At 72.4% G+C, this 22435-nt stretch carries 22 protein-coding genes; 7 read left to right on the plus strand and 15 right to left on the minus strand.

Annotation, left to right across the window (positions count from 1 at the left end; translation table 11 throughout):
* The first annotated feature begins 59 nt into the window (after positions 1-59).
* On the plus strand, positions 60-1295 hold the full coding sequence (locus ACH47X_RS07055) for a hypothetical protein (protein ID WP_397402743.1): 1236 nt from the start codon (positions 60-62) through the stop codon (positions 1293-1295).
* A 47-nt stretch (positions 1296-1342) separates the two neighbouring features.
* On the opposite strand, the gene ACH47X_RS07060 is transcribed toward ACH47X_RS07055, so the two are convergent.
* Positions 1343-2398, minus strand: a complete 1056-nt coding sequence (locus tag ACH47X_RS07060; protein ID WP_397402745.1) for a hypothetical protein — start codon at positions 2396-2398, stop codon at positions 1343-1345.
* Positions 2399-2521: 123 nt separating this feature from the next.
* Here ACH47X_RS07060 and ACH47X_RS07065 point away from each other — a divergent pair, with 123 nt between their 5' ends.
* Entirely contained in the window at positions 2522-3145 is a 624-nt protein-coding gene (locus ACH47X_RS07065) for a TetR/AcrR family transcriptional regulator C-terminal domain-containing protein (RefSeq protein WP_397402747.1), read from the plus strand.
* A 90-nt stretch (positions 3146-3235) separates the two neighbouring features.
* Here ACH47X_RS07065 and ACH47X_RS07070 read toward each other — a convergent pair whose 3' ends face one another.
* On the minus strand, positions 3236-3955 hold the full coding sequence (locus ACH47X_RS07070) for a DUF3592 domain-containing protein (protein WP_397402749.1): 720 nt from the start codon (positions 3953-3955) through the stop codon (positions 3236-3238).
* A 94-nt stretch (positions 3956-4049) separates the two neighbouring features.
* Positions 4050-4394 (minus strand): DUF5808 domain-containing protein, encoded by a 345-nt coding sequence (locus ACH47X_RS07075; RefSeq protein ID WP_397402751.1) that lies wholly within the window; start codon positions 4392-4394, stop codon positions 4050-4052.
* Positions 4395-4529: 135 nt separating this feature from the next.
* Here ACH47X_RS07075 and ACH47X_RS07080 point away from each other — a divergent pair, with 135 nt between their 5' ends.
* Entirely contained in the window at positions 4530-4973 is a 444-nt protein-coding gene (locus ACH47X_RS07080; RefSeq protein ID WP_397402753.1) for a hypothetical protein, read from the plus strand.
* 52 nt (positions 4974-5025) lie between these two features.
* Here ACH47X_RS07080 and ACH47X_RS07085 read toward each other — a convergent pair whose 3' ends face one another.
* The 4 genes from ACH47X_RS07085 to ACH47X_RS07100 all read right to left on the minus strand — a co-directional run bounded on the left by ACH47X_RS07085 (position 5026) and on the right by ACH47X_RS07100 (position 8311).
* Positions 5026-5913, minus strand: coding sequence for an aminoglycoside phosphotransferase family protein (locus ACH47X_RS07085; RefSeq protein WP_397402755.1), 888 nt, complete (start codon positions 5911-5913; stop codon positions 5026-5028).
* A gap of 11 nt (positions 5914-5924) precedes the next feature.
* Positions 5925-7121: an NUDIX hydrolase gene (locus tag ACH47X_RS07090; protein ID WP_397402757.1), complete on the minus strand. Its 1197-nt coding sequence runs from the start codon at positions 7119-7121 to the stop codon at positions 5925-5927.
* A gap of 76 nt (positions 7122-7197) precedes the next feature.
* Positions 7198-7866 carry a phosphotransferase-like protein gene (locus tag ACH47X_RS07095; RefSeq protein WP_397402759.1) on the minus strand — a complete coding sequence of 223 codons (669 nt, stop codon included), beginning with the start codon at positions 7864-7866 and terminating at the stop codon, positions 7198-7200.
* Position 7867: 1 nt separating this feature from the next.
* Positions 7868-8311 (minus strand): hypothetical protein, encoded by a 444-nt coding sequence (locus ACH47X_RS07100; protein ID WP_397402761.1) that lies wholly within the window; start codon positions 8309-8311, stop codon positions 7868-7870.
* A gap of 156 nt (positions 8312-8467) precedes the next feature.
* On the opposite strand from ACH47X_RS07100, the gene ACH47X_RS07105 reads away from it, so the two are divergent.
* Positions 8468-9850, plus strand: coding sequence for a glycoside hydrolase domain-containing protein (locus tag ACH47X_RS07105; RefSeq protein WP_397402763.1), 1383 nt, complete (start codon positions 8468-8470; stop codon positions 9848-9850).
* A gap of 10 nt (positions 9851-9860) precedes the next feature.
* Here the strand turns inward: ACH47X_RS07105 and ACH47X_RS07110 are convergent, their stop codons facing one another.
* From ACH47X_RS07110 to ACH47X_RS07125, 4 genes are all read right to left on the minus strand, one after another.
* Entirely contained in the window at positions 9861-10742 is an 882-nt protein-coding gene (locus ACH47X_RS07110; RefSeq protein ID WP_397402765.1) for a GntR family transcriptional regulator, read from the minus strand.
* Between the two features lie 19 nt (positions 10743-10761).
* Positions 10762-12021, minus strand: coding sequence for a carotenoid oxygenase family protein (locus ACH47X_RS07115; protein ID WP_397402767.1), 1260 nt, complete (start codon positions 12019-12021; stop codon positions 10762-10764).
* A gap of 63 nt (positions 12022-12084) precedes the next feature.
* Positions 12085-12462 (minus strand): VOC family protein, encoded by a 378-nt coding sequence (locus ACH47X_RS07120; RefSeq protein WP_397402769.1) that lies wholly within the window; start codon positions 12460-12462, stop codon positions 12085-12087.
* Positions 12463-12557: 95 nt separating this feature from the next.
* Positions 12558-13988 (minus strand): FAD-dependent oxidoreductase, encoded by a 1431-nt coding sequence (locus tag ACH47X_RS07125; protein WP_397402771.1) that lies wholly within the window; start codon positions 13986-13988, stop codon positions 12558-12560.
* A gap of 85 nt (positions 13989-14073) precedes the next feature.
* Between ACH47X_RS07125 and ACH47X_RS07130 the strand changes: the two genes are divergently transcribed.
* Positions 14074-15669: an SLC13 family permease gene (locus ACH47X_RS07130; protein ID WP_397402889.1), complete on the plus strand. Its 1596-nt coding sequence runs from the start codon at positions 14074-14076 to the stop codon at positions 15667-15669.
* An 82-nt stretch (positions 15670-15751) separates the two neighbouring features.
* On the opposite strand, the gene ACH47X_RS07135 is transcribed toward ACH47X_RS07130, so the two are convergent.
* The 3 genes from ACH47X_RS07135 to rnhA all read right to left on the minus strand — a co-directional run bounded on the left by ACH47X_RS07135 (position 15752) and on the right by rnhA (position 18188).
* Positions 15752-16042 carry a hypothetical protein gene (locus tag ACH47X_RS07135; RefSeq protein ID WP_397402773.1) on the minus strand — a complete coding sequence of 97 codons (291 nt, stop codon included), beginning with the start codon at positions 16040-16042 and terminating at the stop codon, positions 15752-15754.
* 200 nt (positions 16043-16242) lie between these two features.
* Positions 16243-17646, minus strand: a complete 1404-nt coding sequence (lpdA, locus tag ACH47X_RS07140) for a dihydrolipoyl dehydrogenase (protein ID WP_142038732.1) — start codon at positions 17644-17646, stop codon at positions 16243-16245.
* A 122-nt stretch (positions 17647-17768) separates the two neighbouring features.
* Positions 17769-18188 (minus strand): ribonuclease HI, encoded by a 420-nt coding sequence (gene rnhA, locus ACH47X_RS07145; protein ID WP_051433515.1) that lies wholly within the window; start codon positions 18186-18188, stop codon positions 17769-17771.
* Positions 18189-18360: 172 nt separating this feature from the next.
* On the opposite strand from rnhA, the gene ACH47X_RS07150 reads away from it, so the two are divergent.
* Together ACH47X_RS07150 and ACH47X_RS07155 are read left to right on the plus strand one after the other, a co-directional pair.
* The gene (locus ACH47X_RS07150; RefSeq protein WP_397402775.1) at positions 18361-19215 is read left to right on the plus strand and encodes an LLM class flavin-dependent oxidoreductase; all 855 of its coding nucleotides are present in this window, start codon (positions 18361-18363) and stop codon (positions 19213-19215) included.
* Between the two features lie 78 nt (positions 19216-19293).
* Positions 19294-21702: an SGNH hydrolase domain-containing protein gene (locus ACH47X_RS07155; RefSeq protein WP_397402777.1), complete on the plus strand. Its 2409-nt coding sequence runs from the start codon at positions 19294-19296 to the stop codon at positions 21700-21702.
* Positions 21703-21799: 97 nt separating this feature from the next.
* Here ACH47X_RS07155 and leuD read toward each other — a convergent pair whose 3' ends face one another.
* Complete coding sequence (gene leuD / locus ACH47X_RS07160) at positions 21800-22435, minus strand: 3-isopropylmalate dehydratase small subunit (protein WP_020013708.1); 636 nt, start codon at positions 22433-22435, stop codon at positions 21800-21802.

The following is a 22435-nucleotide window of genomic DNA, read 5'->3' on the forward strand; positions in this document are numbered from 1 at the left end:
AGGTGACCTGTGTGTCTGACACGTGCGGGAGTGTCAGTGGTGTCCGGAATACTGACCGCGTGATCCGAGTCGTCCGCTCCCTCGCCGTGGGTTTCGCCCTCGCGTGCCTCCTCCTGATCGGCCTCCGCCTCGACCACGGCGCCCCGGGCTGGTGGCTGCCCGTGGCCCTCGTCGTGAGCACCCTTGCTGTCGCGCTGACGTCGATGGCGACCGCGCTCCTGGGGATCGGCGGGACCAACGCGCTGCGGACCACGCCGCCGGTCGACGTCGTGGTCACCGCCGAGCGCGAGGGGCGGCTGCACCTGGCCAAGGTGCTGGACATCTCGTCGACGGGCACCGAGATCAACGACGACCCCGTGGCCGAGCTGCGGCTCGCCGTCGACGCCCGGACGCGCACCAGATACACGACCACCACGCGCGTGCTGATCGACCGGACGCGGCTCCCGCAGTTCCAGCCCGGCGCCGTCGTCGTGGTGCTGCAGGAGAAGGCGGACGCCCCCGGCGTGACCCTGCTCCAGTCGCCGCCGCAGTCCTGGCGGGAGAAGGCCGCGCAGGCAGCCGCGGACGACCGGGTCGCCCGGATGGACGAGCCGCCCGAGTGGGCGACGCCCGTGCCGGCCGGCCGGGACGCGCGCGGCCTCGTGAAGATCCCGGCCGCAGTGCTCGCCCTGCTGGTGCTCGTCGGGTTCGCCGCGCGGCTCTACCCCGTGCGCGAGGACATCACGGCGGTACTCACCGGCACCCCGCTCCTGGAGGTCTCCGCCGCCCAGGAGCGGCGCGTCGAGCAGGAGGCCAGCACACTGGAGCCGGCGCGCGCCCAGGAGGTGGTCGCCGCGTTCGTCGCCGAGGCCGGGCACAGCGGGTTCCTGAGCGTGGGGCTCGGCAGCACGACTGCCACCGCGACGATGCCGGCGGAGCCGGGCTCCGACCACACGGACGAGCTCTGGTGGTCGCGCGGCGACATCACGCGGCACGAGCCGTCGTCGATCCAGCCGCGCGACGACGAGCTGCCGCTGGAACCCTTCGACGCCGCCGACGTCGACTGGGGCGCGCTCCAGGAGCTCGCGGAGCGGCTGCCGCGACAGGCGGGCTTCGAGCCGGAGGACTTGGTCACCGTCCAGGTCCGGGTGCCGACGTCCGCCTTCGACGACGCCGGCCTGCCCTACGAGATCATCGTCTGGGGCTCCGGCCCGTACGACGACGCCTCGGTGACCTACGATCCCGACGGCGAGGTCGTCGACATGTACGGCGGAGCGAAGGGGTCCGAGATCGCGACGTGGGAGGCCGAGCACTGACGACGGCGGGGCTGGTCAACGGCAGGGCTCGTCAACGGCAGGGCTGGTCAACGGCGCAGGCGCCGGTCGACGAGCAGCAGTCCGATGACCGTCAGCGCGATGATCACCACGAGGCCGATCCGGTCCACGGTGGTGTGCGCCATGATCACCAGCCCGCCCACGGAGTGGGCCACGAGCGCCCCGCCGATCAGGGCGAGCGTGTGCCGCGGTGTCCAGGCCGGGGAGGACGCCGTCCGCATCAGGTAGTGGTAGCAGGCCACGACGCCGACCGCGGTGACCGCCATCGGGATCAGCACCGTCAGACCCTCGGTGAACGCCGGTTGCTCGGCCCCGAACACCGGGAACGAGAGCCCGAAGAAGACCAGCGTCGCCAGGCCGGACGCCGCGGCGAGGTAGCCGAGGGACGGGACCGGCGCCGCGCCCGACGAGCCGGGCCGGCCTGCCGAGACGTCCTGCCGGCCCGGTGCGACCGTCCGGACCCGTGGGGCCGGCACGACGAACAGGGCGACGATCCCGAGTGCGAGCACCAGCACGACCACGCCGAGCACGAACGCGGTCGGCGCCTGGTAGCCGGGGTCCTCCGAGAGCGTCACCGTGCGGAGCAGCCCCACGCCGAGCACCGCGACGACGCCGGCGACGACCGTCCCCGGCACGCCGAGATACGGGCGGCCCCGGTGCGCGGGGAAGAGCAGGTTCGTCAGCGCGATCGGGATGCAGACGGTGAACACGGCGTGGTAGATCGCGTTCGCCTCGAAGTACGGCAGGTTGACGCCGAGCACGCGGGCACCCCACGACGCGGCGTCGTACAGGTGCGGGCTGGTCAGCGCCTGCAGGCCGATCCCGTCCTCGACCAGCTCGTAGGCCAGGGCGAGCAGCAGGATGCTGGGCCAGCCGCGCCCGCGTCGCGCGACCAGCTCGCGGATCAGCAGCACGCCCGCACCGTAGACCGGCATCCAGAGCAGCACGAGCCACGCCATCCGGACCGGAGTGGACCCCAGGGCGAGCTCGGCGATCAGCGGGGTGAGTACCACGAGCGTCCAGGCGGCGCCCCGGTTCCGCAGGCGCAGCGGGCGGGTGGGACTCGGTGTGTGCGCGTTCGTCATCGCTGCTCCCCCTGACGGATTGCCGCCATCTCTCTGTCACTTCCCGGGCAGCTCCATGTCCCGGGCAGTTCCTTATCACTGATAAGTATCACTGATAAGGAGCCCCCTGGCTAGAGTCGGGCCATGCCGCGCACCCGACCTGGACTCGACCGCCCGACGATCGTCGCCGCGGCCATCGAGACGCTGGACGAGCGCGGCCTGGACGGGCTGTCCAGCCGCAACGTGGCGCGCCGGCTCGGCGTCCAGCAGCCCGCGCTGTACCACCACTTCCGCAACAAGGCGGAGCTGCTGAACGCCGTCGCGGCCGAGGTGCTCGACCGCCGCCACACCGACCGGCTGCCCGGACCCGACGAGGGCTGGGACGCGTTCCTGCTGCGCAACGCCCGCAGCCTGCGCCGCGCCATGCTCTCCGTGCGCGACGGCGCCCGCCTGATCGCCTCGACCGGGCCGCGGGCCCCGAACCTCGCCAACTCGGTCGCGCAGGTCGCTCACCTGGAGGCGCAGGGGTTCGCCGGGCCGGACGCCGTGCTGGCGTTCATCGCCGTCTCCCGGTACACGATCGGGGCGACCCTCGAGGAGCAGACGACGCCCAGCGGGCAGTCGATCCTGGCCGACGACACCGGCACCGTCGAGGGCGCCGACCGGCTCGCTCTGGCCGTCCGGGCCGTCACCGAGCTGGGCCCCGAGCACGAGTTCGAGGCCGGGCTCATCGCCCTCGTGCGCGGCCTGGCCCCGGGCGGAGCCTGAGCGCGGGGCTTCGGCCGGCATCCGCCGGGAGCCTGGCCGGCGCCGCTCCTGCACCGCTCCGGCACCGCGGGTCCGGGCGGCGGGACGCGGTCAGACCGGGAGCTCGTCCCTCCCCCGTGCCGGCTCAGGCCCCGCCGGCGGCTCGACGAGCGCGCGGGCGGGCCTGTCGGCGTCGTACCGGAGGCCCACCTGGTCGCCGACGGCGTGCACGGCGCCCCAGGTGATCTCGGTGAGCGTCTGCTCGCCCGCGAACGGGTGCCGCCAGCGGACCGTCGTCGCCGTGCGGGGCCGGCCGTTGTAGACCACCTTGCCCGCCGGCCGGACCTCCGTGACCGTCCCGGTGGCGCGCTCGCCGGTCCGGGCCAGCCGCGCGCGGGCGGCCCTCCGCACCCGGACGCGCAGCACCGGGATGCCCGCTCCCGCGAGCGCCAGGGCGACCAGCCCGAAGATGGTCTCGAGCCAGTACCCGTAGCTCGCGTCGAGACGGGCTTCGCCCGGGTCGGCGGGGTCGTACAGGACGGTGACCCCCTCGCCGACGTCGTACCGGGGCGGGTTGGTGCCGGTGCGGTCGGTGAGCTCGTACTCCCGGCCGCCCACGTCGTACGCCACGACCGCGTGGTACGTGTGGCTCGAGGAGCCGTTGTCGCTGCTGCTGTACTGCTCGTCGAGCCCGACGACGACGCCGTCGGCCGGCCGCGCGTCGGCCAGGAAGCTCGCGGTGCGCACCGCGAGGAAGGCCGCGACCGTGCCGAACACCGCCGCCATGACCAGCAGTCCGACGGCGACGAGGAGCAGGGCGCGAGATCTCATCCGGGCATCGAACCACGGGCTGTCGGTGCACACGAAGCCGTGAGCGACGTGCCGAGCGAGGCTGTGCGCCCGCCCGGCGCACAGCGTACGGGGGCTAGACGCCGACGCGGTCGCGGACCATCGCCACGACCTTGCCCATGTTGACCGCCCAGCCGACGCCGAAGACGCGCGGCCCGATCACGTGCTCGGCCTCGGGGTCCCAGAGCCGCTCCTTGGCGCGCTCCATCGTGGGGAACCGGAAGTCGTACGGCACCACGGCCGCCACCTTGCCGTTCCACGTGCGTTCTTCCTCCGGGAGGCGCAGCTCCTTGACGACCGCCGCGACCGCCAGGCCGATGGTCACGAGGGTGACGAACCGCTTCAGGCCGCCTCCGCGGTGCTTGTCCTGGCCACTGCCCGACTTGCTGGAGCCCACGACGTCCTCCGGTCCTCGCGGCACCGCCGCTGATCGCGGTGCCTGTCGCCACCATCCTGGGCCACCGTGCGGGAGGTCGCGAACGCAGCAGGGGGCGATGCGGGGCGGGTCCGGGACGGGTCCGGCGGGTGTCAGAGGCGGGTGGCATGCTCGGTGCCCATGGGCCTGATCACCGACTACTTCATCGCCGGCTCCGACACCGAGGCGGGACGGTTCCTCGACGGCGGCGTCTACGGCGCGGGGCTCGACGACGACGACCTGCACGCGGCCAAGGGCATCGATCCCTTCGTCATGCTCGGCACCCTCGAGGCGGCGCTGACCGAGCTGCCGTACGCCGAGATCTCCGGGGACCGGACGCCACCGGTCGGTATGGGCGACAGCGGCGAGTCCGGCATCGTACGGGTGCGCGGCACGCTCACCGCCGCCCTCGCCGACCTGGACCCGGGTCGCGTGCCCGAGGTCGCGGAGTCCTGGGGCAGTACCGAGGAGTTCGGTCCGGACGCGGACAAGGAGGCGGTCGCGGATTTCCTCCGGAGCATGACGGGGCTGGCACGGCGCGCGGTGGCGCAGGGGCGGGCGATGTACTGCTGGTTCTCTGTGTGATGAGCTGGTTCTCTGTGTGATCAGCTGTGTGATCAGCTGGTTCTCTGTGTGGTCAGCCCAGCGCGTCGAGCAGGCGGGCGCACCGCGGCGGGTCCTGCGTCAGGCCGTGCGCCAGCCCCCACAGCCGGTAGTCGGTGACCCGCCAGACCGCCCACGCCCGTGCCAGGCCCTCATCGAGCCCGGCGGCCTCAACGAGCACGTCGAACCAGCGCGGGATCTCCCGGTCGGACATCTCGTCGACCCGGTGCCAGAGCACGTTCACCGCTGTCCGCTCCGCGTCGCCGCGCCGCAGCACCGGGTCGACGACGCACCATCGGCCGCCGCCGTCCCGCAGCACCTGGTCGAAGTGCAGGTCGGCGTTCACGGCGACCGGGTCCCGGTCACCGGCGAGGATCACGGCCGCGGCGTCGGCCGCGCGGTCGAGGACTCCCCCGTCGAACGGCCGGCCCAGGCGTTCCCAGGCCGGTCGCTGCAGCGGGGTCAGGGTCGCGACGTCGTCGGCCGTGTGCCCGACGCCGGCCGCGACGTCGTCGCCCGCCGGGACCGCGAGGCGGCGCGCGATCCGGCCGATCTCGGGGACCGCGACGGCCAGGGGCTCGCTGGTGAGGGCGCGGTCCGGGTCGAGCCGGTCCAGCAGGAGGGCGCCGGCCGCGGGATCGGCCTCGAGCTCCGTCACGACGCCGTGGCCGCGCCAGAACTCCAGCGCCGTCGAGAGAGCCGCGACGTCGTCGTCCGGGGGCGTCAGGCGCAGCGCGGCGGGCTGTCCGGCGCGGCGGACGGGGACGACCAGGGCGTTCGACCCGTGCCGGGGCGGCCCGTCGACCGTGAGTGCCCAGCGCCCGCACCAGGTGTCCACGAGGCGCGGGAGGTCGGTCAGCCAGCGCTGCTCCGCCGCCGTGGCGGACCACCAGCGCGGCATCGCGAGGAACGACGCGGGCACCTCGATCGCGCTCAGGAGCCCTCCGTCACGGTGTCCTGCGCCTCCGCGAGCAGCGCGTGCCGGTTGGTCCGCACGAACGCCTTGAGCGCGGTGGGCACCAGGTCGAGGCCGGCCAGGGCGGCGTCGTCGCGCAGGTCCACGCGCTCCACCTCGTAGGTGCCCCGGGTCGGATCCTGGAACTCCGGGCCGGACCGCAGCGCCAGGTCGAGCGACCTCAGGCGCGCCAGGAAGTAGTGGTGCACCGCCACGCCCGTGTCCTTGGGCTGGGACGTCAGGAACACCTGCCGGACGACGTCCGCCGTGGCGCCCAGCTCCTCGAGCAGTTCGCGGCGCAGGCCGGCCTCGACCGAGGCGTCCTCCGGCTCGACGCGGCCGCCGGGCGTCACCCAGTACGGCGCGCGCCCACGGACGGTGCGCTTGATGAGGACGAGACGGCCCGCGTCGTCGAGCAGGACCGCGCGCGCCGAGCGGCTCACGACCGTCGGCGGGACGGTCCGGGTCGCGTGGATCTCGTCCATCACGGGCGCCTGGCGCAGGTATCCCTCGAACAGCGGGCCGCCGGCGGCGTCGAGGGTGGCCCGCGCGACGTCGACCATGGCCTGGTCGTCGTGCCGCGCCGCCACCCAGCGGGCGGCGTAGCCGAGGTCCCAGGTACGCAGCTCGCGCAGCAGCCACTTGCCGCCGCCGTCCCACCGTCCGGCCGCCGCCAGGGCGAGGTGCCCCACCCGCTCCCACAGCACGGAGCGCACCACGTCGGCCTCGCCTCCGTCGCGCGCGTAGGCGAGGTCGTCCAGCAGGTCGGTCACGACGTACCGGGCGTCCTCCAGCGCGGCGTCGGACGCCGGACCGGGGCCGGCGTCGAGCAGCGCGCTGCACTCGGCCTGCAGGTCGTCGACGGCGCCGGCGGGCCCCGCCACGAGCACGCCCGTGGCGATCATCCGTGCCAGCGTGGGCTTGCGCCGCGCCGTCTCCGTGGTGATGAACCAGCGGTGCCCGGCCTCGGTGTTCACGAACAGCTCGACGGGCCAGCCACGCCAGCGCAGCGCGTCCCGGTGCCCGACGGCGTCGTCCGGAAGACACACGACGATGTCGAGGTCCGAGCCTGCGGTCCGGGCGCCCGGGTCGAGGACGCTGCCGGCGAGCAGCGCCCACCGAGCCTCCGGGTAACGGTCGGCCACCAGGGCAGCAGCGTCTGCTCGCGGGTCCACGCCCGTCATCCTTGCGCACGGCGCGCGGCCGGAACACCCGTTTTCGTGAAGAAAGGCGGCGGTACGCCAGGAGCGATCAGGTGCGCGCGGCGTGACCGGTCTCGATCGCGGGGTAGAAGTCGACCAGCCAGTCCCAGAGCACGTCCGCCACCTGCGCGGCCTCCCGCCCGGTGGTATCGATGACCAGGTGGGGATCCGGCGACTGGGGCGGCCGGCGGTTGTGGAAGAGCGAGAGCCCCGCCGGGTGCTCGTGGCGGCGCTGCCGGTCCTCGAGATCGCCGTCGGCGGCTCGGAGCTCGACGATCGCCACGGCTGCCGCACCCTCCCGGGCGAGCTCGGCGAGCCGCGCCTCGAGGTCCTGGTTGGCCTCCGGCTCGAACGCCTGCCCGTCAACGATCACGCCCTGGCCGGCGCGCAGCATCGCCACGACAGCGACGTTCATCGCGCCGAGCATCCGCTTGCCGTCCGCGCCCGTGCGGATGCGGCGCACGCCGGGCTCGACGTCCTCGTAGCGAAAGCCCAGGTGGGAGTGCCGGGCACCCGGAAGCCCGCCGCCCCAGTGGTCGGGGATCATCCGGAACAGCTCGTCGAGACCGAACCGCAGCAGGGGCCGCTCCGAACGGTCCTGGACCGCCGTCGTCAGGGTCGACTTCCCGGCGGCCGAGGGACCGTTGATGACCAGGCACAGGGGCGGCACGGTCTGGTTCACGCCGGTCCGGGCAGCATCGGTCTGGTGCGCGCCCACGTCAGCCCACCGCCGTCCGGCGCCGGACGCGGGTCACGATGCTCCTGGTCGCGAGCTTGTGGAAGCCCGAGTCGATCACGAGCAGCCGGTACACCGCCCCGGGCACCCCGGGGAAGGTCGCGTCGGTGTGCGCCTCGAGCCGGGTGCCTCCGTCGCCGTCGGGCAGCAGGGCGAACGTGAGCGTGTAGGTCGAGAACCGGTGCACGCCGTCGAGCACGAGCCGGGCCGGTGGGTCGGCCGCCGCGACGTGGAAGCCGGGCACCACCGAGCCCGCCGTCAGCGGGCGCGGGCCCAGGTGCCGCTGGTCGCGGCAGCCGATCAGGCGGACGTAGGAGGCCGGGCGCCCGAGCACCTCGACCTGGTCCAGGACGGCCTGCCAGACGACGTCGGGCGGGGCATCGATCAGCGTCGAGCGCACGTCGCGGTACCGCCGGGGTCCGACCATGCCTGGACCCTACCCGCGCCCGCGCACGCACCCATGCCGCACCCGGGCAAGCCCCCCGCCACCTCACCCGCTATCCGGGACCAAAGGCCCTGACGCGCCACCCCCGGCGGACGGAAACTGCCGGTTAGGCGACTGGATCGTCCACGGAGGTACGCCATGTCCGCCAGGCAGCACGACAACAGCAGACAGCACGACAGCAGAGGGCCGCACACCGGCAGACGGCAGCGGATCGGCCGCGGGCTGGCCGCCGCCGTCGGCGCCCTCGCGGTACTGGTCGCGGGCCTCACCCTCCCGGCCGCCGCCGAGCCGGAGACGCCGGTGGTCTACACCTCGGGCTCGACGGCGACGCGGGCCAACGGCCTGGGGTTCGACACCTGCGACGCTCCCTCGCTCGCGGCCCTGAACGCCTGGCGGGGCACATCGCCCTACGACGTGGTGAACATCTATTTCGGCGGCATCAACCGAGGCTGTGCCGCCCAGCCGAATCTCACCCCGACCTGGGTGCGCGGGGCCGTCTCGGCGGGCTGGAAGCTGCTGCCCACCTACTTCGGGTACCAGCCGACCTGCATGTTCGGCACAAAGGAGCACCGCTACACCGCGACCGACGCGACGGCCCGCGGGAGCTCGGACGGCGCCGACGCCGTCGCGCGGGCCAAGGCCCTCGGCGTTCTGTCCGGCAGCGGCCTCTACGCCGACGTGGAGCACTACGACCGCACCGACACGTCGTGCCGGACGGCGGTGCGGCGCTACGTCTCCGCATGGACCAAGGCCCTGCACGGTTCGGGGTACCTGGCGGGTGTGTACGTGCACCAGGACTCGGGGCTGCGGGACCTCTCCGACACGTACAGCTCGACCTCGTACGCCCGGCCCGACGCCGTCTGGATGGCCCGCTGGGACGGCAACAGCTCGCTCACGGGCTGGCCGACCGCGCCGGACTCGCAGTGGTCCTACTACCAGCGCGCGAAGCAGTACCAGGGCGACCACAGCGAGACCTGGGGCGGGGTGACCCTCGACATCGACTCCGACAACGTCCGGGCGCCGGTCGCCACGACCGCGCGCAGCTACTCGGTCACCAGCACGTCGCCGCTGAACGCGCGCAGCGGGCCGGCGTCGTCCTACTCCGTGGTGCGCACCTACGCACCCGGCGCGACGCTGGCCGTGGTGTGCCAGGCCAGCGGCCAGCGGGTCGACACGACGTCCGTGTGGGACAGACTGACCGACGGCACCTGGGTGAGCGACCGGTATGTCTCGACGCCGTCGAGCACCGGGTTCTCCTCGACGCTGCCGCGGTGCGCCTACCCCGGTCAGGTGACCGTGGACCTGCTCACCGCGCGCACCGGTCCCGGCACCTCCTACCCGGCCGCGGGCAGCCCGCTGCCCCGCGGCACGCTGGCGTACGTGACGTGCCAGAAGGTGGGAACCCTGATCCGGACGAGCAGGGTGTGGAACCAGCTGCGCAACGGGACCTGGGTCAGCGACTACTACGTCTCGAACCGGTCGAGCACGACCTGGAGCGCGCCCGTGCCCCGCTGCCCGTGACCTGGCCTGGTCACGTCTCCGCGCGGCTGCGTGGCGTGAAGAGCAGCGTCAGGCCGTCGAGCAGGCGTTCGAGCCCGAACGAGAACAACGACTCGAGGTCGAGCTCCGTACCCGGCTCCGTGACCCGGGCGATCAGTGGGCCGTCGACGGCAAGCCGCGCGACGGTCCACTGCTTGCTGGTCATCCCGGTGTCGAGCTCGGCTCCGGTCTCGGCCTCGATGTTCACCGCCGTACCCCGCACATAGTTGACCAGGGCGCCGTAGACGTGCAGCCGGGTGGTCGGGTCCAGGTCGAGGCCGTCGAGCGCGCGCAGGGTCCAGACCCCGTACTCCAACAGCCCCGGGAGCGTGGCCGGCCGGATGATCGAGACGAGGCGAGGCAGCCACGGGTGGCGTTGATAGGTCGCCCACTGGAGCTGGGCGGCCAGCCGCAGGTGGGCGCGCCAGCCCTGCGGCGCCTCGGGGTACTCGATCTCGGCGAACGCAGCGTCCGCGATGAGCTGGGTGAGCTCTGCCCTGGCGTCGAGGTGCCGGTGGAGCGTCATGGTTGCCACCCCGAGCTCGGCCGCCACTGCCCGCAGGGACAGTGCGGCCAGGCCGTCGGCGTCGGCGATCCTCAGCGCCGCCCGGACGATGTCGTCGCGGTCGAGCCCGCCGGCCGAACGGGACGGCAGCCGCCGGGCGGCGACCACCGCGCCGACCCGGGGGACCGTCTCGATCGCGCCCGACTGCCTGAGCGCGGCGAGAGCCTTGGAGGCGGTCGCCATCGCGACGCCCCACTCGAGCATGATCGCCCGGGTCGTGGGGACGCGGTCGCCGGGTCGGAGCTCGCCGTCGGCGATGCGCCGCTCGAGGTCGGCGACGATCCGGAGGTACCGCGGCAGGTCGGTCACGGCGTCATCGTGCCACGCCTCAGCGGTCCGGCAGCCAGCTGCCGTGCAGGCCGAGCGGCACCCGGACCGGCAGGTGGATCCGGGCGACCGGAGCGGCGGTGAAGTCCTGTGCGGCAAGGATCACCAGGTCGCTGGCGTTGCGCTCCGGGTTGTGGACGTAGGTGAGCAGGTAACCCTCGTCCTCGCCGTACCCCGCCGTGGCGAACACCGCCTCACCCACGGCCTCGTCCCGGCCGAACCGGTGCACCTCGGCCGTGCCCCGCTCCAGGTCGTGCTTGACGAGAGCGTTCGTGAAGGTGTCGTCCGCCGGTACGCCCTCCGCCTCGAACGGGACCCCGTAGAGCGCGGTCGCCGCCGAGTAGCCGTAGCGGTACGGAAGGGTGAGACGGGACTCGTTGACACGCGGGAAGTCCTGCGGCCGGTCGTCGACCCGCTGCTGGCGGATCGAGTCCGGCCCGATGGTCCAGCGGTCGAGCATCGGGCGGATCGCGCCGGGGTCGGACGGATCGAACGGTCCCTCCGCGGTGACCACGTCGACAACCACCGAGTCACCGTCGTCGTAGGCGTTCAGCGTGTGGCTGACGTGGACCGGATCGATGTCCAGCCAGCGGACGTCACCCCCCGACCGGGGCATGACCCCGACGCGGGTCGGGTGGTCGGGCAACCAGCGGCAGTCGTAGCCGTCGAAACCGAGCGGCGTGTCCCAGAGCACCACGTGGTTTTCGGTGAGCGCGAAGTCGTGCATGAAGGGTGAGCGCGACATCGGGATCATGGTGGTCCCGGTGACGGTCCCCTTGGCGTCGGTCACGATGTGCTGGACGACGTCCCTGCCCATCATGTACGACAGCGAGTGCAGCTCCCCCGTGAGCGGGTCGTGCTTCGAGTGCGCCCCGGCCGTGAAGCCCTCTGCGGTGCCACCGAGGGTGCAGGTTCCCACCGTGCCCAGCTCGTCGTCGAGCTCCGCGGGCGGGAGTCCACCCTCGGCCAGGGCGAACGTGCGTTCCGCGTGCTCGATGACGTGAACCATGGGCGCGAAGCCGGACGTGCGGACGAAGCGGTTGCGGTACCACTCGGCCCTGCCGTCGCGCAGCCGCACACCGTGGACCATGCCCTGGCCCATTCCCCAGATGTGCACGCTCGGGTCCTCGACGCCCAGGGCGTTGGGCCCGTTACGCAGGTAACGGCCGTTCAGCTCGGCCGGGATCCGCCCGGTGACGGGCAGACCGTAGGCGGTGATCTCTTCGGTGACGGGCGCGAAAGGCCCTTCCAGGTAGCGCATACGAGCACCGTAGGGAAGCAGGGCCCTGAGCTGGGTGGACGGTGGAGATCGGGGCGCTGTGCACTAGTGCACGGTCCCCGCCTGCCGCGCGTTGCCGCCGAACCCGATCTCGTTGCCCTCGGGGTCGCGGTAGATCATCTTGCGCACGCCGCCCTCGAAGGTCTCGTGATCGTCCGGCTCCAGGCCACGAGCGGCGATCTGGCCGACCCTGACGTCGAGGTCGTCCACGAACAGCGTGTGCGTCGCGAGGCCCGCGCGCTCTGGGCGCTGTTCCACGACGATCCAGCGGTGCGGGGCGACCTCCCACACCGCCTCTGTCGGCGTCGCCTTGAAGGTGGGCGGGCTGCCCAGCAGCGTCTCCCACCAGGGGTAGGCGGTGGCGTAGTCGCGGACGCACGCGACCGCGAAGAGCTCGGGTCCGTCGGAAAGAAATTCGCTCATGGCAGGACGGACGCCGCGCTGGTGCCGAACTCATCGGTGGAGCCGAGCTCATCGGTGGAGCCGAACTCATCGGTCGCCGCCCGGCCCGGGGACCGTCACACCGGTCGGAGGTTCGCGAACAGGTCGTTGAACGCCTCGGTCATGGACGGGTGCGTGTAGATCTCGTCGCGCATCTCGCTCGCGGTGACGCCGTGCCGCATCGCGAGCGCGACCGTGTTGATCGTCTCGTGGGCGTCGTGGCTGAGCATCGTGACCCCGAGGATCTGGTCGGTCTCGGCGTCGACGACGGCCTTCATGACGCCGCGCGGGTCGTGCACGATCCGCGCCCGGGGCACGGTCGCCATGTCCGCGACCTTGCGCGTCGCGACCAGGAGCGGCCGCCCGGTCGCGCGGGCCTCCGCCTCGGTGAGGCCGACGCGCGCCAGGGGCGGGGTCATGAACAGCGCCGAGGCGACGGCCCGGCGGTCCGTGGTGGTGCGGCGGCCCTCGCCCGTCAGGTGGTCGAGCACGACGCGGTAGTCGTCGAGCGAGACGTACGTGTACTGCGGCCCGCCGTTGACGTCGCCGATCGCGTAGACGTGCGGCTGGGTGGTCCGCAGGTGCTCGTCGACGACGACGGCGCCGCGCTCGTCCGTCTTGATCCCGGCGGCGTCGAGGCCGAGGCCGGCGGTGTGCGGGCGGCGGCCCAGCGCGGCGAGGACCGTGTCGCCACGCACCGTCTGCCGGTCGCCGCCCGCGTCGGTCCAGGTCACGACGGCGGCGCCGTCGACGTCCTCGATCCCGGTGACGGTGGCGCCGGTCCGGACAGTGACGCCGGCGGTGGTGAGGATCTCGACGGCGGTGGCCACGACGTCGTCGTCCTCGGCACGGAGGATGCGCGGACCCCGGGCCAGGAGGGTGACGCGCGCGCCGAACGCGGCGTGCATGGCGGCGAACTCCACGGCGACGTAACCGCCACCGAGGACGACGAGCTCGTCGGGCCGTTCGGTACGGGCGAGCAGCTGGGTGCTGGTGACCACGCGCTCGCTCTCGCGCAGGCCCGGGAGCGGCGGGAGCTCCGGGTCGGCGCCGGTGTTGACGACGACGGTCCGCGCGGTGACCCGCAGCGTGTCGTCGCCGGCCCTGACGACCAGGGTGTGCGGGTCGGCGAACGCCGCGGTGCCGGTGATCACCGTGACGGTGTCGAGGGTGTCGAGCATCGCGAAGTTCTTGCCGCGCAGCAGCGTGGTCAGGGCGCCGGTGCGCTCGGCGGCGCGGCGGTAGCGGTCCGGCCCGGGGACGTCGGCCGCGCCGTTCTCGGCGTCGTGCACGAGCGCCTTGGTGGGCACGCAGCCGATGTTGATGCACGTGCCGCCGTACATCTGGTCGGACTGCTCGATCATCGCGACCCGGGCGCCGCGCCGGGCCATGGTGGCCGCGAGGGTCTTTCCGCCCTTGCCGAATCCGACGACCGCGAGGTCGACGTCGAGCTCGGGACCGGCGTCCCCGGTCCGGACCGTCATGGACTCGTCAGCGAGATCGGTCATGCGTCGATCTTGCCGGGTACCCCGGGGCTCCACCAGTGCGCCGGGGGTGAACCTGCCGGATGCGACGATTGAGCCCGTGGAGCACATGATCGACCCTCTGGTCGCGACGTTCGTGATCCTGGCGCTGGCCGTGCTCGGTTTCGCGACCAACCGGGTGCCGCTCGTGATCGTGGCCCTGTTCGTCCCGGTCGCCCTGTGGGCCACGGGAGTCCTCCCGCTGGGCGAGGCCCTGGCCGGCTTCAGCGATCCGGTCGTCCTGTTCATCGCCACGCTGTTCGTGCTCAGCGCGGGCCTGGAGACCACGGGCATCACGGCATGGATCGGAGCGCAGCTCGAGAGGTGCTCGTCGTTCGGGCGCACCGGGCTGCTCGCGACGATGGTCGGCGGCATGGCGCTCCTCGCGGCCGTCATCAGCATCAACGGAGCGGTCGCGGCGCTCCTGCCCGTCGCCGTCGTCGCCGCCGCGCGGGCCGGCATCGTGCCCTCGCGGATGCTGATCCCCGTGGCGTTCGCCGCCAGCGCGGGCTCGCTGCTGACACTCACCGGAACCCCGGTGAACGTGATCATCTCCGAGGTCGCCGCCGAGTCGGGCGGCCGGGAGTTCGGGTACTTCGAGTTCGCGCTGGTGGGCCTGCCGCTCGTCCTGGTCACCATGGTCCTCGTCGTGACCCTGGGCCAGCGCCTGCTGCCGGAGCGGGTTCCCGAGCGCCTGGCCGACGTCGCCGCCGATCCGCGCGAACGGGTGCGTTCGTGGCAGGAGAGCTACGCCGAGGAGCTCGACGCGACCAATCTCTTCACCGGCACCACCGGCGTCGTCGAGGTGCTCATCGCGCCGCGCTCGACCCTGATCGGACGTCGTGTCAGCCCCGGGATGACGACGCGGGACGAGGATCTGGTCGTGGTCGCGCTGCGCCGCGGCAGCGAGTCGTCGAACGGTCCCGACGCCTCTGCCCCGTCCGGGGCCCTGCCCCTGCAGGCCGGCGACTCCGTGCTGGTTCGCGGCCCGTGGGAGGCGCTGCACCGCTACACCCGGTCGCCGGACGTCATCGCCGTCGAGGCGTCGCAGAGCCTGCAGCGGAGCGTGCCGCTCGGCGTCGGCTGGAAGCGGTGCCTCGGTGTGCTGGTCGCGACGATCGGGATCCTGGCCACCGGTGCCGTTCCTCCGGTGATCGTCGGGCTGCTCGCCGCAGTGGCCCTCGTGCTGCTGCGCGTGGTCACGGTTCCGCAGGGCCTGCGCGCGGTCTCCTGGGACACGGTGATCCTCATCGGCGCGCTCATCCCGTTGTCGGCGGCGTTCGTGTCGTCGGGCGCGGCCGAGATGATGGCTGAGCTGGTGATGCGGGTGACCGGGAGCGGGTCGCCGTACGTCGCGCTCCTGGCGGTGTGCGCCCTCACGCTCGTGCTCGGACAGTTCATCTCGAACGTGGCGACCGTGCTGGTGATGGCGCCCGTCGCGGTGTCCTTCGCCCAGACGCTCGACGTGAGCGTGCAGCCGTTCATGATGGCCCTGGCGGTGGTCGGGGCAGCCGCGTTCCTCACCCCGATCGCGACACCGGTCAACCTGATGGTGCTGCAGCCCGGGGGCTACCGGTTCGGGGACTTCTGGCGGCTGGGGCTGCCGCTGGCGCTCGTGTTCCTCGCGGCGGCGGTGCTGTACGTGCCGCTGGTCTGGCCGTTCTGATCTGGACGTTTCTGATCTGGACGTTCTGATCTGGCCGTTCTGGCCGGGCTTTCTGGCGGGGCTTCTCAGCCAGGCCGGCGCGCTACTGCAGCCGGCCCTCGCCCTCCGGCGAGTACCGCCAGGCCCACTTCTGGTCGTCGGACTCCGCCAGCGGCAGGTGCAGCGTGCGCAGCGCCGGCGAGTGGACGTTGCCCATCATGCCGCCGAGGCAGTACCGGCCGCCGTCGATCGGGTCGCCGGCCGCCGTCCAGTAGTGCCAGCCCGACGCCGCGCGCTCCAACGTCACCGGTTCGCGGCAGAACACGCAGAACTTCCTCGTTCCCACCGCGGGCATCGGGGCGTAGAGACCCGACAGCGGGTTTCCGGCGTTCATGAACAGTAATCATCCCCGAACATCAGCGGCACGCGCACATCACCAGGGCACTGCGCGACGTCCGTTATCGAACCGGGACACAGCAGGGGCCGACGCCGTCGGGGCACACGAGAAACGGCGACCGACACCGCACGACGCCATAGGACGAAAGTGCAGGTCAGCCGCCGCTTCCAGGGGCCGCCGCGGGGCCGGTCAGGCGATCAGAAGTTGATCATGTGCCCGGCGATGCCGTGGATCGACTCCTGCAGCGCCTCCGACAGCGTCGGGTGGGTGTGCACGTTGCGCGCCATCTCGTCGGCCGTGAGGTCCCACTTCTGCGCGAGCGTCAGCTCCGGCAGCAGCTCCGAGACGTCCGGGCCGATCATGTGGGCGCCGAGGATCTCGTTGTACTTGGCGTCGGCGACCAGCTTGACGAAGCCGGTCGGGTCGCCCAGGCCGTGCGCCTTGCCGTTGGCCATGAACGGGAACGAGGCGACCTTCACGTCGTAGCCCTCGTCCTTGGCCTGCTGCTCGGTCAGGCCGAACGATGCGATCTGCGGCGAGCAGAACGTCGCGCGCGGCATCATGCGGTAGTCACCCAGGGTCTGGGTCTCGGCCCCGGCGATGGTCTCGGCGGCGACGACGCCCTGCGCCTCGGCAACGTGCGCCAGCATGAGCTTGGCCGTGACGTCACCGATGGCGTAGATGTGCGGCACGTTGGTGCGCATGTAGTCGTCGATGCCGATGGCGCCGCGGTCGGTGAGCTGCACGCCGGCGCTCTCCAGGCCGATGCCCTTGACGTTCGGCGCGAAACCGACGGCCATGAGGACCTTGTCGACCACGAGCTCGCCCGGCTTGTCGTCCTTGACTCCCTTGTAGGAGACGGTGACCGACGAGCCCTCGTCCTTGACGGTCTGCACGGCCGTCGAGGTCAGGACCTTGATCCCGAGCTTCTTGTACTGCTTGGCGATCTCCTTGGAGACGTCCGCGTCCTCGTTCGGCAGGGCACGGTCGAGGAACTCGACGATCGTGACGTCCACGCCGTAGTTCTTCAGGACGTAGCCGAACTCCATGCCGATCGCGCCGGCGCCGACGATGGCGATCGACTTCGGCAGGTCGCGCGTGAGGATCTGCTTCTCGTACGTGACCACGTTCTCGGACAGCTCGACGCCGGGCAGCAGCCGTACCTCGGAGCCGGTCGCGATGATCGCGTTGTCGAAGGTCACGGTCTCGGTGCCGCCCTTGTTGAGGGCCACCTCGATGGTGTTGGCGTCGCGGAACGTGCCGCGGCCGTCGAGCTCGGTGATCTTGTTCTTCTTCATGAGGAAGTGCACGCCCTTGACGCGACCGTCCGCGACCGTGCGCGAACGGTCCCAGGCCTTCCCGAAGTCGAACGTGACGTCCCCGGACATGCCGAAGAAGTCCTTCTGATGGGTGAAGATGTGGGCCAGCTCGGCATTGCGGAGCAGAGCCTTGGAGGGGATGCAGCCCACGTTGAGGCAGACACCACCCCAGTACTTCTCCTCGATGATCGCAACGGACTTGCCGAGCTGGGCAGCGCGGATAGCGGCGACGTAGCCGCCGGGGCCCGCACCGAGGAGTACGACGTCGTAGTGGGAAGCCATGGGTCAAGGGTATTGGTGCGCGCGAATCGTGGTGACGTGACTTCTGTCTCGTTAGGCGGACGTGCCGCCCGACGTGCCCGGGACCTGCTCTGGGCTTGCTCTGGGCTTGCCCCAGGCTTGCGTCAGCGCACGCTGTCGACACCCTTGTTCGCCAGCGCGTCGGCCCGCTCGTTGCCCGGGTCGCCGGCATGGCCCTTGACCCAGACCCAGCTCACCTCGTGCTTGGCGACCTCGGCGTCGAGCTCCTGCCACAGGTCCACGTTCTTGACGGGCTGCTTGCTCGCGGTCTTCCAGCCGTTCCGCTTCCAGCCCACGATCCAGCTCTTCATCCCGTTCATCACGTATGACGAGTCGACGTGGATCGTGACGGTCGCGGGCCCCTTGAGCGCCCGCAGAGCCTCGACGACGGCCTTCAGCTCCATGCGGTTGTTCGTGGTCACCTTCTCGCCGCCGAACAGCTCCTTCTCGTGCGTGCCGGAACGCAGCAGCGCGCCCCACCCGCCCAGGCCCGGGTTGCCCTTGCAGGCTCCGTCGGTCCACATCTCCACGGTCGGGGTGGTCGTGCTCGTGCTGGTCACGGGGCTCACCCTAACCGCCGGGCCCGACGACGCACGCCGTCGCGGGGCTGGGTGCGGCACCGAGTGTCAGTGGTGCCGCCTAACGTGTGAAGCGACGTGGGGAAACGATCCCAGACCTGCCGCACCAGGAGGAACGATGAAGTTCGGGTTCATCAGCAGCTTCGGCACGATCGACCAGCACGTGGCGCTCGCGCGGGAGTGCGAGGAGCACGGCTGGGACGGCTGGTTCACCTGGGACGCCGTCAATCTCGGCGGCGAGTGGGCCATGCCCGTGTACGACCCGTTCAGCCTCCTGGCGGCCGCTGCAACGGTGACCGAACGCATCACGCTCGGCGCGATGGTCTTCGCCGTGCCCCGGCACCGGCCGTGGGAGCTCGCACAGCGCGCGCTCACGGTGGACCGGCTCTCGGGCGGGCGCCTGGTGCTGCCGGTCGGAGTCGGTGTGACGGACGACCGCGGCTTCACGTCGGTCCCGGGCCAGCCCATGGAGCTGAAGGACCGCGCGGCCCTGCTGGACGAGACCCTGGAGTGGCTCGAACGGTCCTGGACGGGCGAGGAGTTCGAGGCCTCGGGCGACCACATCACCACGGGCCCGTTCCGGTTCCCCGAGCCGCCGGTGAACGGCCGGATCCCCGTGTGGCCGGTGGGCGTCTGGGACGCCGAGCGGCCGCCCACCAAGAACCTGCGCCGTGCGCTGCGCTGGGACGGGATCGTCCCGCAGCTCCGGGGCACCGCGGACGACCTGACGACGAACGACATCGCCGGGCTCGTCGAGTGGCTCAGGGCGCATCACCAGGAGGACGCCGCGGGCCGCCCGTTCGACGTCGTCCTGCAGGGCAAGCTCTCCAGCGACCCGGACCAGGCGGCCGAGCAGGCGCGCGCCATGGCCGACGCCGGGGTCACGTGGTGGATCGAGTCCTGGTGGGACCCGGCCCAGGACTCGCCGGAGTCGCTCCTGGAGAAGGTGCGTCAGGGGCCGCCCGAGATCTGACCGGTAGCATTTCCGGATCTAGGACATACAACACATCGCGGACGCCGACGGGGGAGCTGACGCCGACGGAGATCCGACGTGCCCGACGAGCGCCGATCCACCCCGACCCGGCCCCTGCGCGCCGACATCCAGGCGCTGCGGGCCGTGGCCGTGGTGGCGGTCCTGCTGTTCCACCTGTGGCCGGACCGGGTCCCGGGCGGCTACGTGGGCGTCGACGTGTTCTTCGTGATCTCGGGCTTCCTGATCACGTCGCACATCGCACGCGACGTGGACGCCGGCCGGTTCTCAGTCGCCGAGTTCTGGTCGCGGCGGATCCTGCGGCTGCTGCCCGCATCGACGCTCGTGCTCGGGGCGACGGCGGTGGGCGTCTGGGCGCTGGTCCCGGTGCAGCACCGGGAGCAGTGGTTCCGTGAGATCGCGGCCTCCGCGCTGTCCGCCCAGAACTGGGTGCTGGCCGACGCCGCCGTGGACTACCTCGCGGCGGGCGACCTGGCGTCGCCCGTGCGGCACTACTGGTCGCTCTCGGCCGAGGCGCAGCTCTACCTGGTCTGGCCGCTGCTGATCGGCGGGTGCCTCGTCGTCAGCCGGTGGCTCCGTTCGGGCCCCCGGCCCACCGGCCACTACACCGGCCATTACACCGACCACGCCCGGCACGGGGCCGGGTGGCGGGCGGTCGCGGCCGGGGCGCTGGCCCTGGTCGTCGTCGCGTCCCTGGTCACGTCGCTGCTCTGGACGGACGCCGACCAGGCGTACGCGTACTTCGTCACCCCGACGCGCGCCTGGGAGTTCGGCGCAGGTGCCCTGCTGGCGTTCGCGCCGTCGCTGTCGTCCGGGCCCTCGGCATCCGGGCGTTCTGTGTCCGGGCGTTCGGCGTCCAGGCGTTCGGCGTCCGGGCGTTCACTGTCGCGCCGTTCGGCGCTGCCCGGGACGCCCGCCGGCTCCGCCGTCCTGCCGAGGGCCTCGACGTGGGCAGGACTGGCCCTGATCGGGGTCGCGGCCGTCGCCCTCACGGACGCGACGCCGTTCCCCGGGGTCTGGGCGGCGCTGCCCGTGCTCGGCACCGTCCTGGTCATCGGGGCTCGGGTGACCAACCGGTCCCCCGGCAGCCTCACCAGCCGCCTCGCCGCGTCATCCCCGGTGCGGTTCCTGGGCGACGTGTCCTACGCGGTCTACCTGTGGCACTGGCCCCTGGTCGTGCTGGTCCCCTACACCACGGGGCACGTCCTGCGTACCGGCGACAAGCTCGCGGTCCTGCTCGCCACGCTGCTGCTGGCCTGGGCCACCCGGCGCTGGGTCGAGCTGCCGGTGCTCCGGCTCCGGGACTCGTCGCGCCCCCGGGGCACGTTCGCGGCCGCCGCGGCGGTCGGCACCGTCGTCGTCGCTGTGGCCCTCACCGGGGTGCACTCGGCGCAGAAATACGTCCGGAGCGAGCTCGCCGCCGCCGAGGCCGCCGCTGACGACGGGGCCGGTGCCGGATGCTTCGGCGCGGCGGCCCGACCCCCGGGTGGTGAGCCCTGCGCGGACGACGACCCGGCCGGGACCGGCATGCCGACCGTCAACCCGACCACCATCCCGACCAACGTCCCGGCCGTCAGCCCGACCAACGTCCCGACCAACGTCCCGACCAACCTGGCGGCCCTCGCACCAGCCCCGGTGCCGGCCCCTGTGCCGGTCCCGGTGCCCGCCCCCGAGGCAGCCGCCGAGGACATGCCCGCGCCGTACGCCCTGGGCGCGGACATGTGCTCGACCACCGACCGCGAGGAGGCCGAGCCGATCGCGTGCGAGCGCGGCCACCGTGGTAGCGGCGTCCGGGTCGCCCTGGTGGGCGACTCCCACGCCGCGCACTACGCGAGCGCCCTGGTGGGCGCGGCCGAGGCGAACGACTGGGCCCTGGACATCTACGTCAAGGCCGGCTGCCCGTTCTCCGACGCGATGCGGGTGCAGGACGACGTCCTGACCGCGACGTGCGCCGAGTGGGTCGACCGCACGGAGCGCCTGCTGATCGACGGCGACTACGACCTCGTCGTCACCTCGCAGATGAGCGGCGTCGACTGGGCAGCGCCGACGAGCTGGGACGGCAACCAGGAGACGTGGGCCGAGGCGGGACTGGCCGGCCTGTGGGCGCGGCTCGCCGACGACGGGACGCCGGTCGCCGCCGTCGCCGATGTGCCCCGGGCCGACCCGGAGGTGATCGAGTGCCTGACCGCGCCCGACGCGGCCTCGGAGAACGCCACCGCCTGCCGCGTCCCGCGCCCCGTCGCGACCCGCGCCTTCGACCCGCAGCGGGGCGCCGTCGAGCGGCTGCAGCGGCCCGACGTCGTCCTGGTGGACTTCACGGACGTCTACTGCGACGCCCGGGAGTGCCGGCCGGTGATCGGCGGCGTCACGGTCTACCGGGACGCCGACCACCTGACGGACACGTTCGCGGGAACGCTGGCGCCGTTCGTCGCGAACGCGGTCGCGCCCCTCCTGGGGCCAGGATCCTGACCACGGATCCTGATCTCAGAAGGGGCGCGAGCCGTACGACAGCGCTCAGGCCGAGCTGTTACCTCCGACCGGGCAGCGCTGAGACGCGAGCGGTGCGTCAGACCGGGCGGGCCGCCTCGATCTCGACGGCCGGCAGGTGCCGGGCCGGCAGCGTCTTCGGGCGCCACGACGCCCGGGTCTCCTCGAACGCGGTGATCTTGTCGGCCTCCTGCAGGGTGAGCCCGATGTCGTCGAGCCCCTCCATGAGCCGCCAGCGCGTGTAGTCGTCGATCTGGAACGGCACCGTGACGTCGTCGGCCGTGGCCGTCCTGGCCTCCAGGTCGACGGTCACCTCGGTGCCCGGCTTGGTCTCCAGGATCTTCCACAGGATCTCGATGTCCTCGGGCGAGACGACGCCCGCGACGAGGCCCTGCTTGCCCGAGTTGCCGCGGAAGATGTCGGCGAACCGCGAGGACAGCACGACGCGGAAGCCGTAGTCCTTGAGCGCCCACACGGCGTGCTCGCGCGAGGAGCCCGTACCGAAGTCCGGCCCGGCGACGAGCACGGACCCCGCGGAGTACGCCTCCTGGTTCAGGACGAACGACGAGTCGCCCCGCCACGCCGCGAACAGCGCGTCCTCGAACCCGGTGCGCGTGACCCGCTTGAGGTACACGGCGGGGATGATCTGGTCGGTGTCGACGTTGCTGCGCCGCAGCGGGACGCCGACGCCGGTGTGCGTGGTGAACTTCTCCAT

It is taken from the genome of Promicromonospora kroppenstedtii, assembly GCF_044389675.1.
In the GTDB taxonomy this organism is placed as follows: Bacteria; Actinomycetota; Actinomycetes; order Actinomycetales; family Cellulomonadaceae; genus Promicromonospora; species Promicromonospora kroppenstedtii.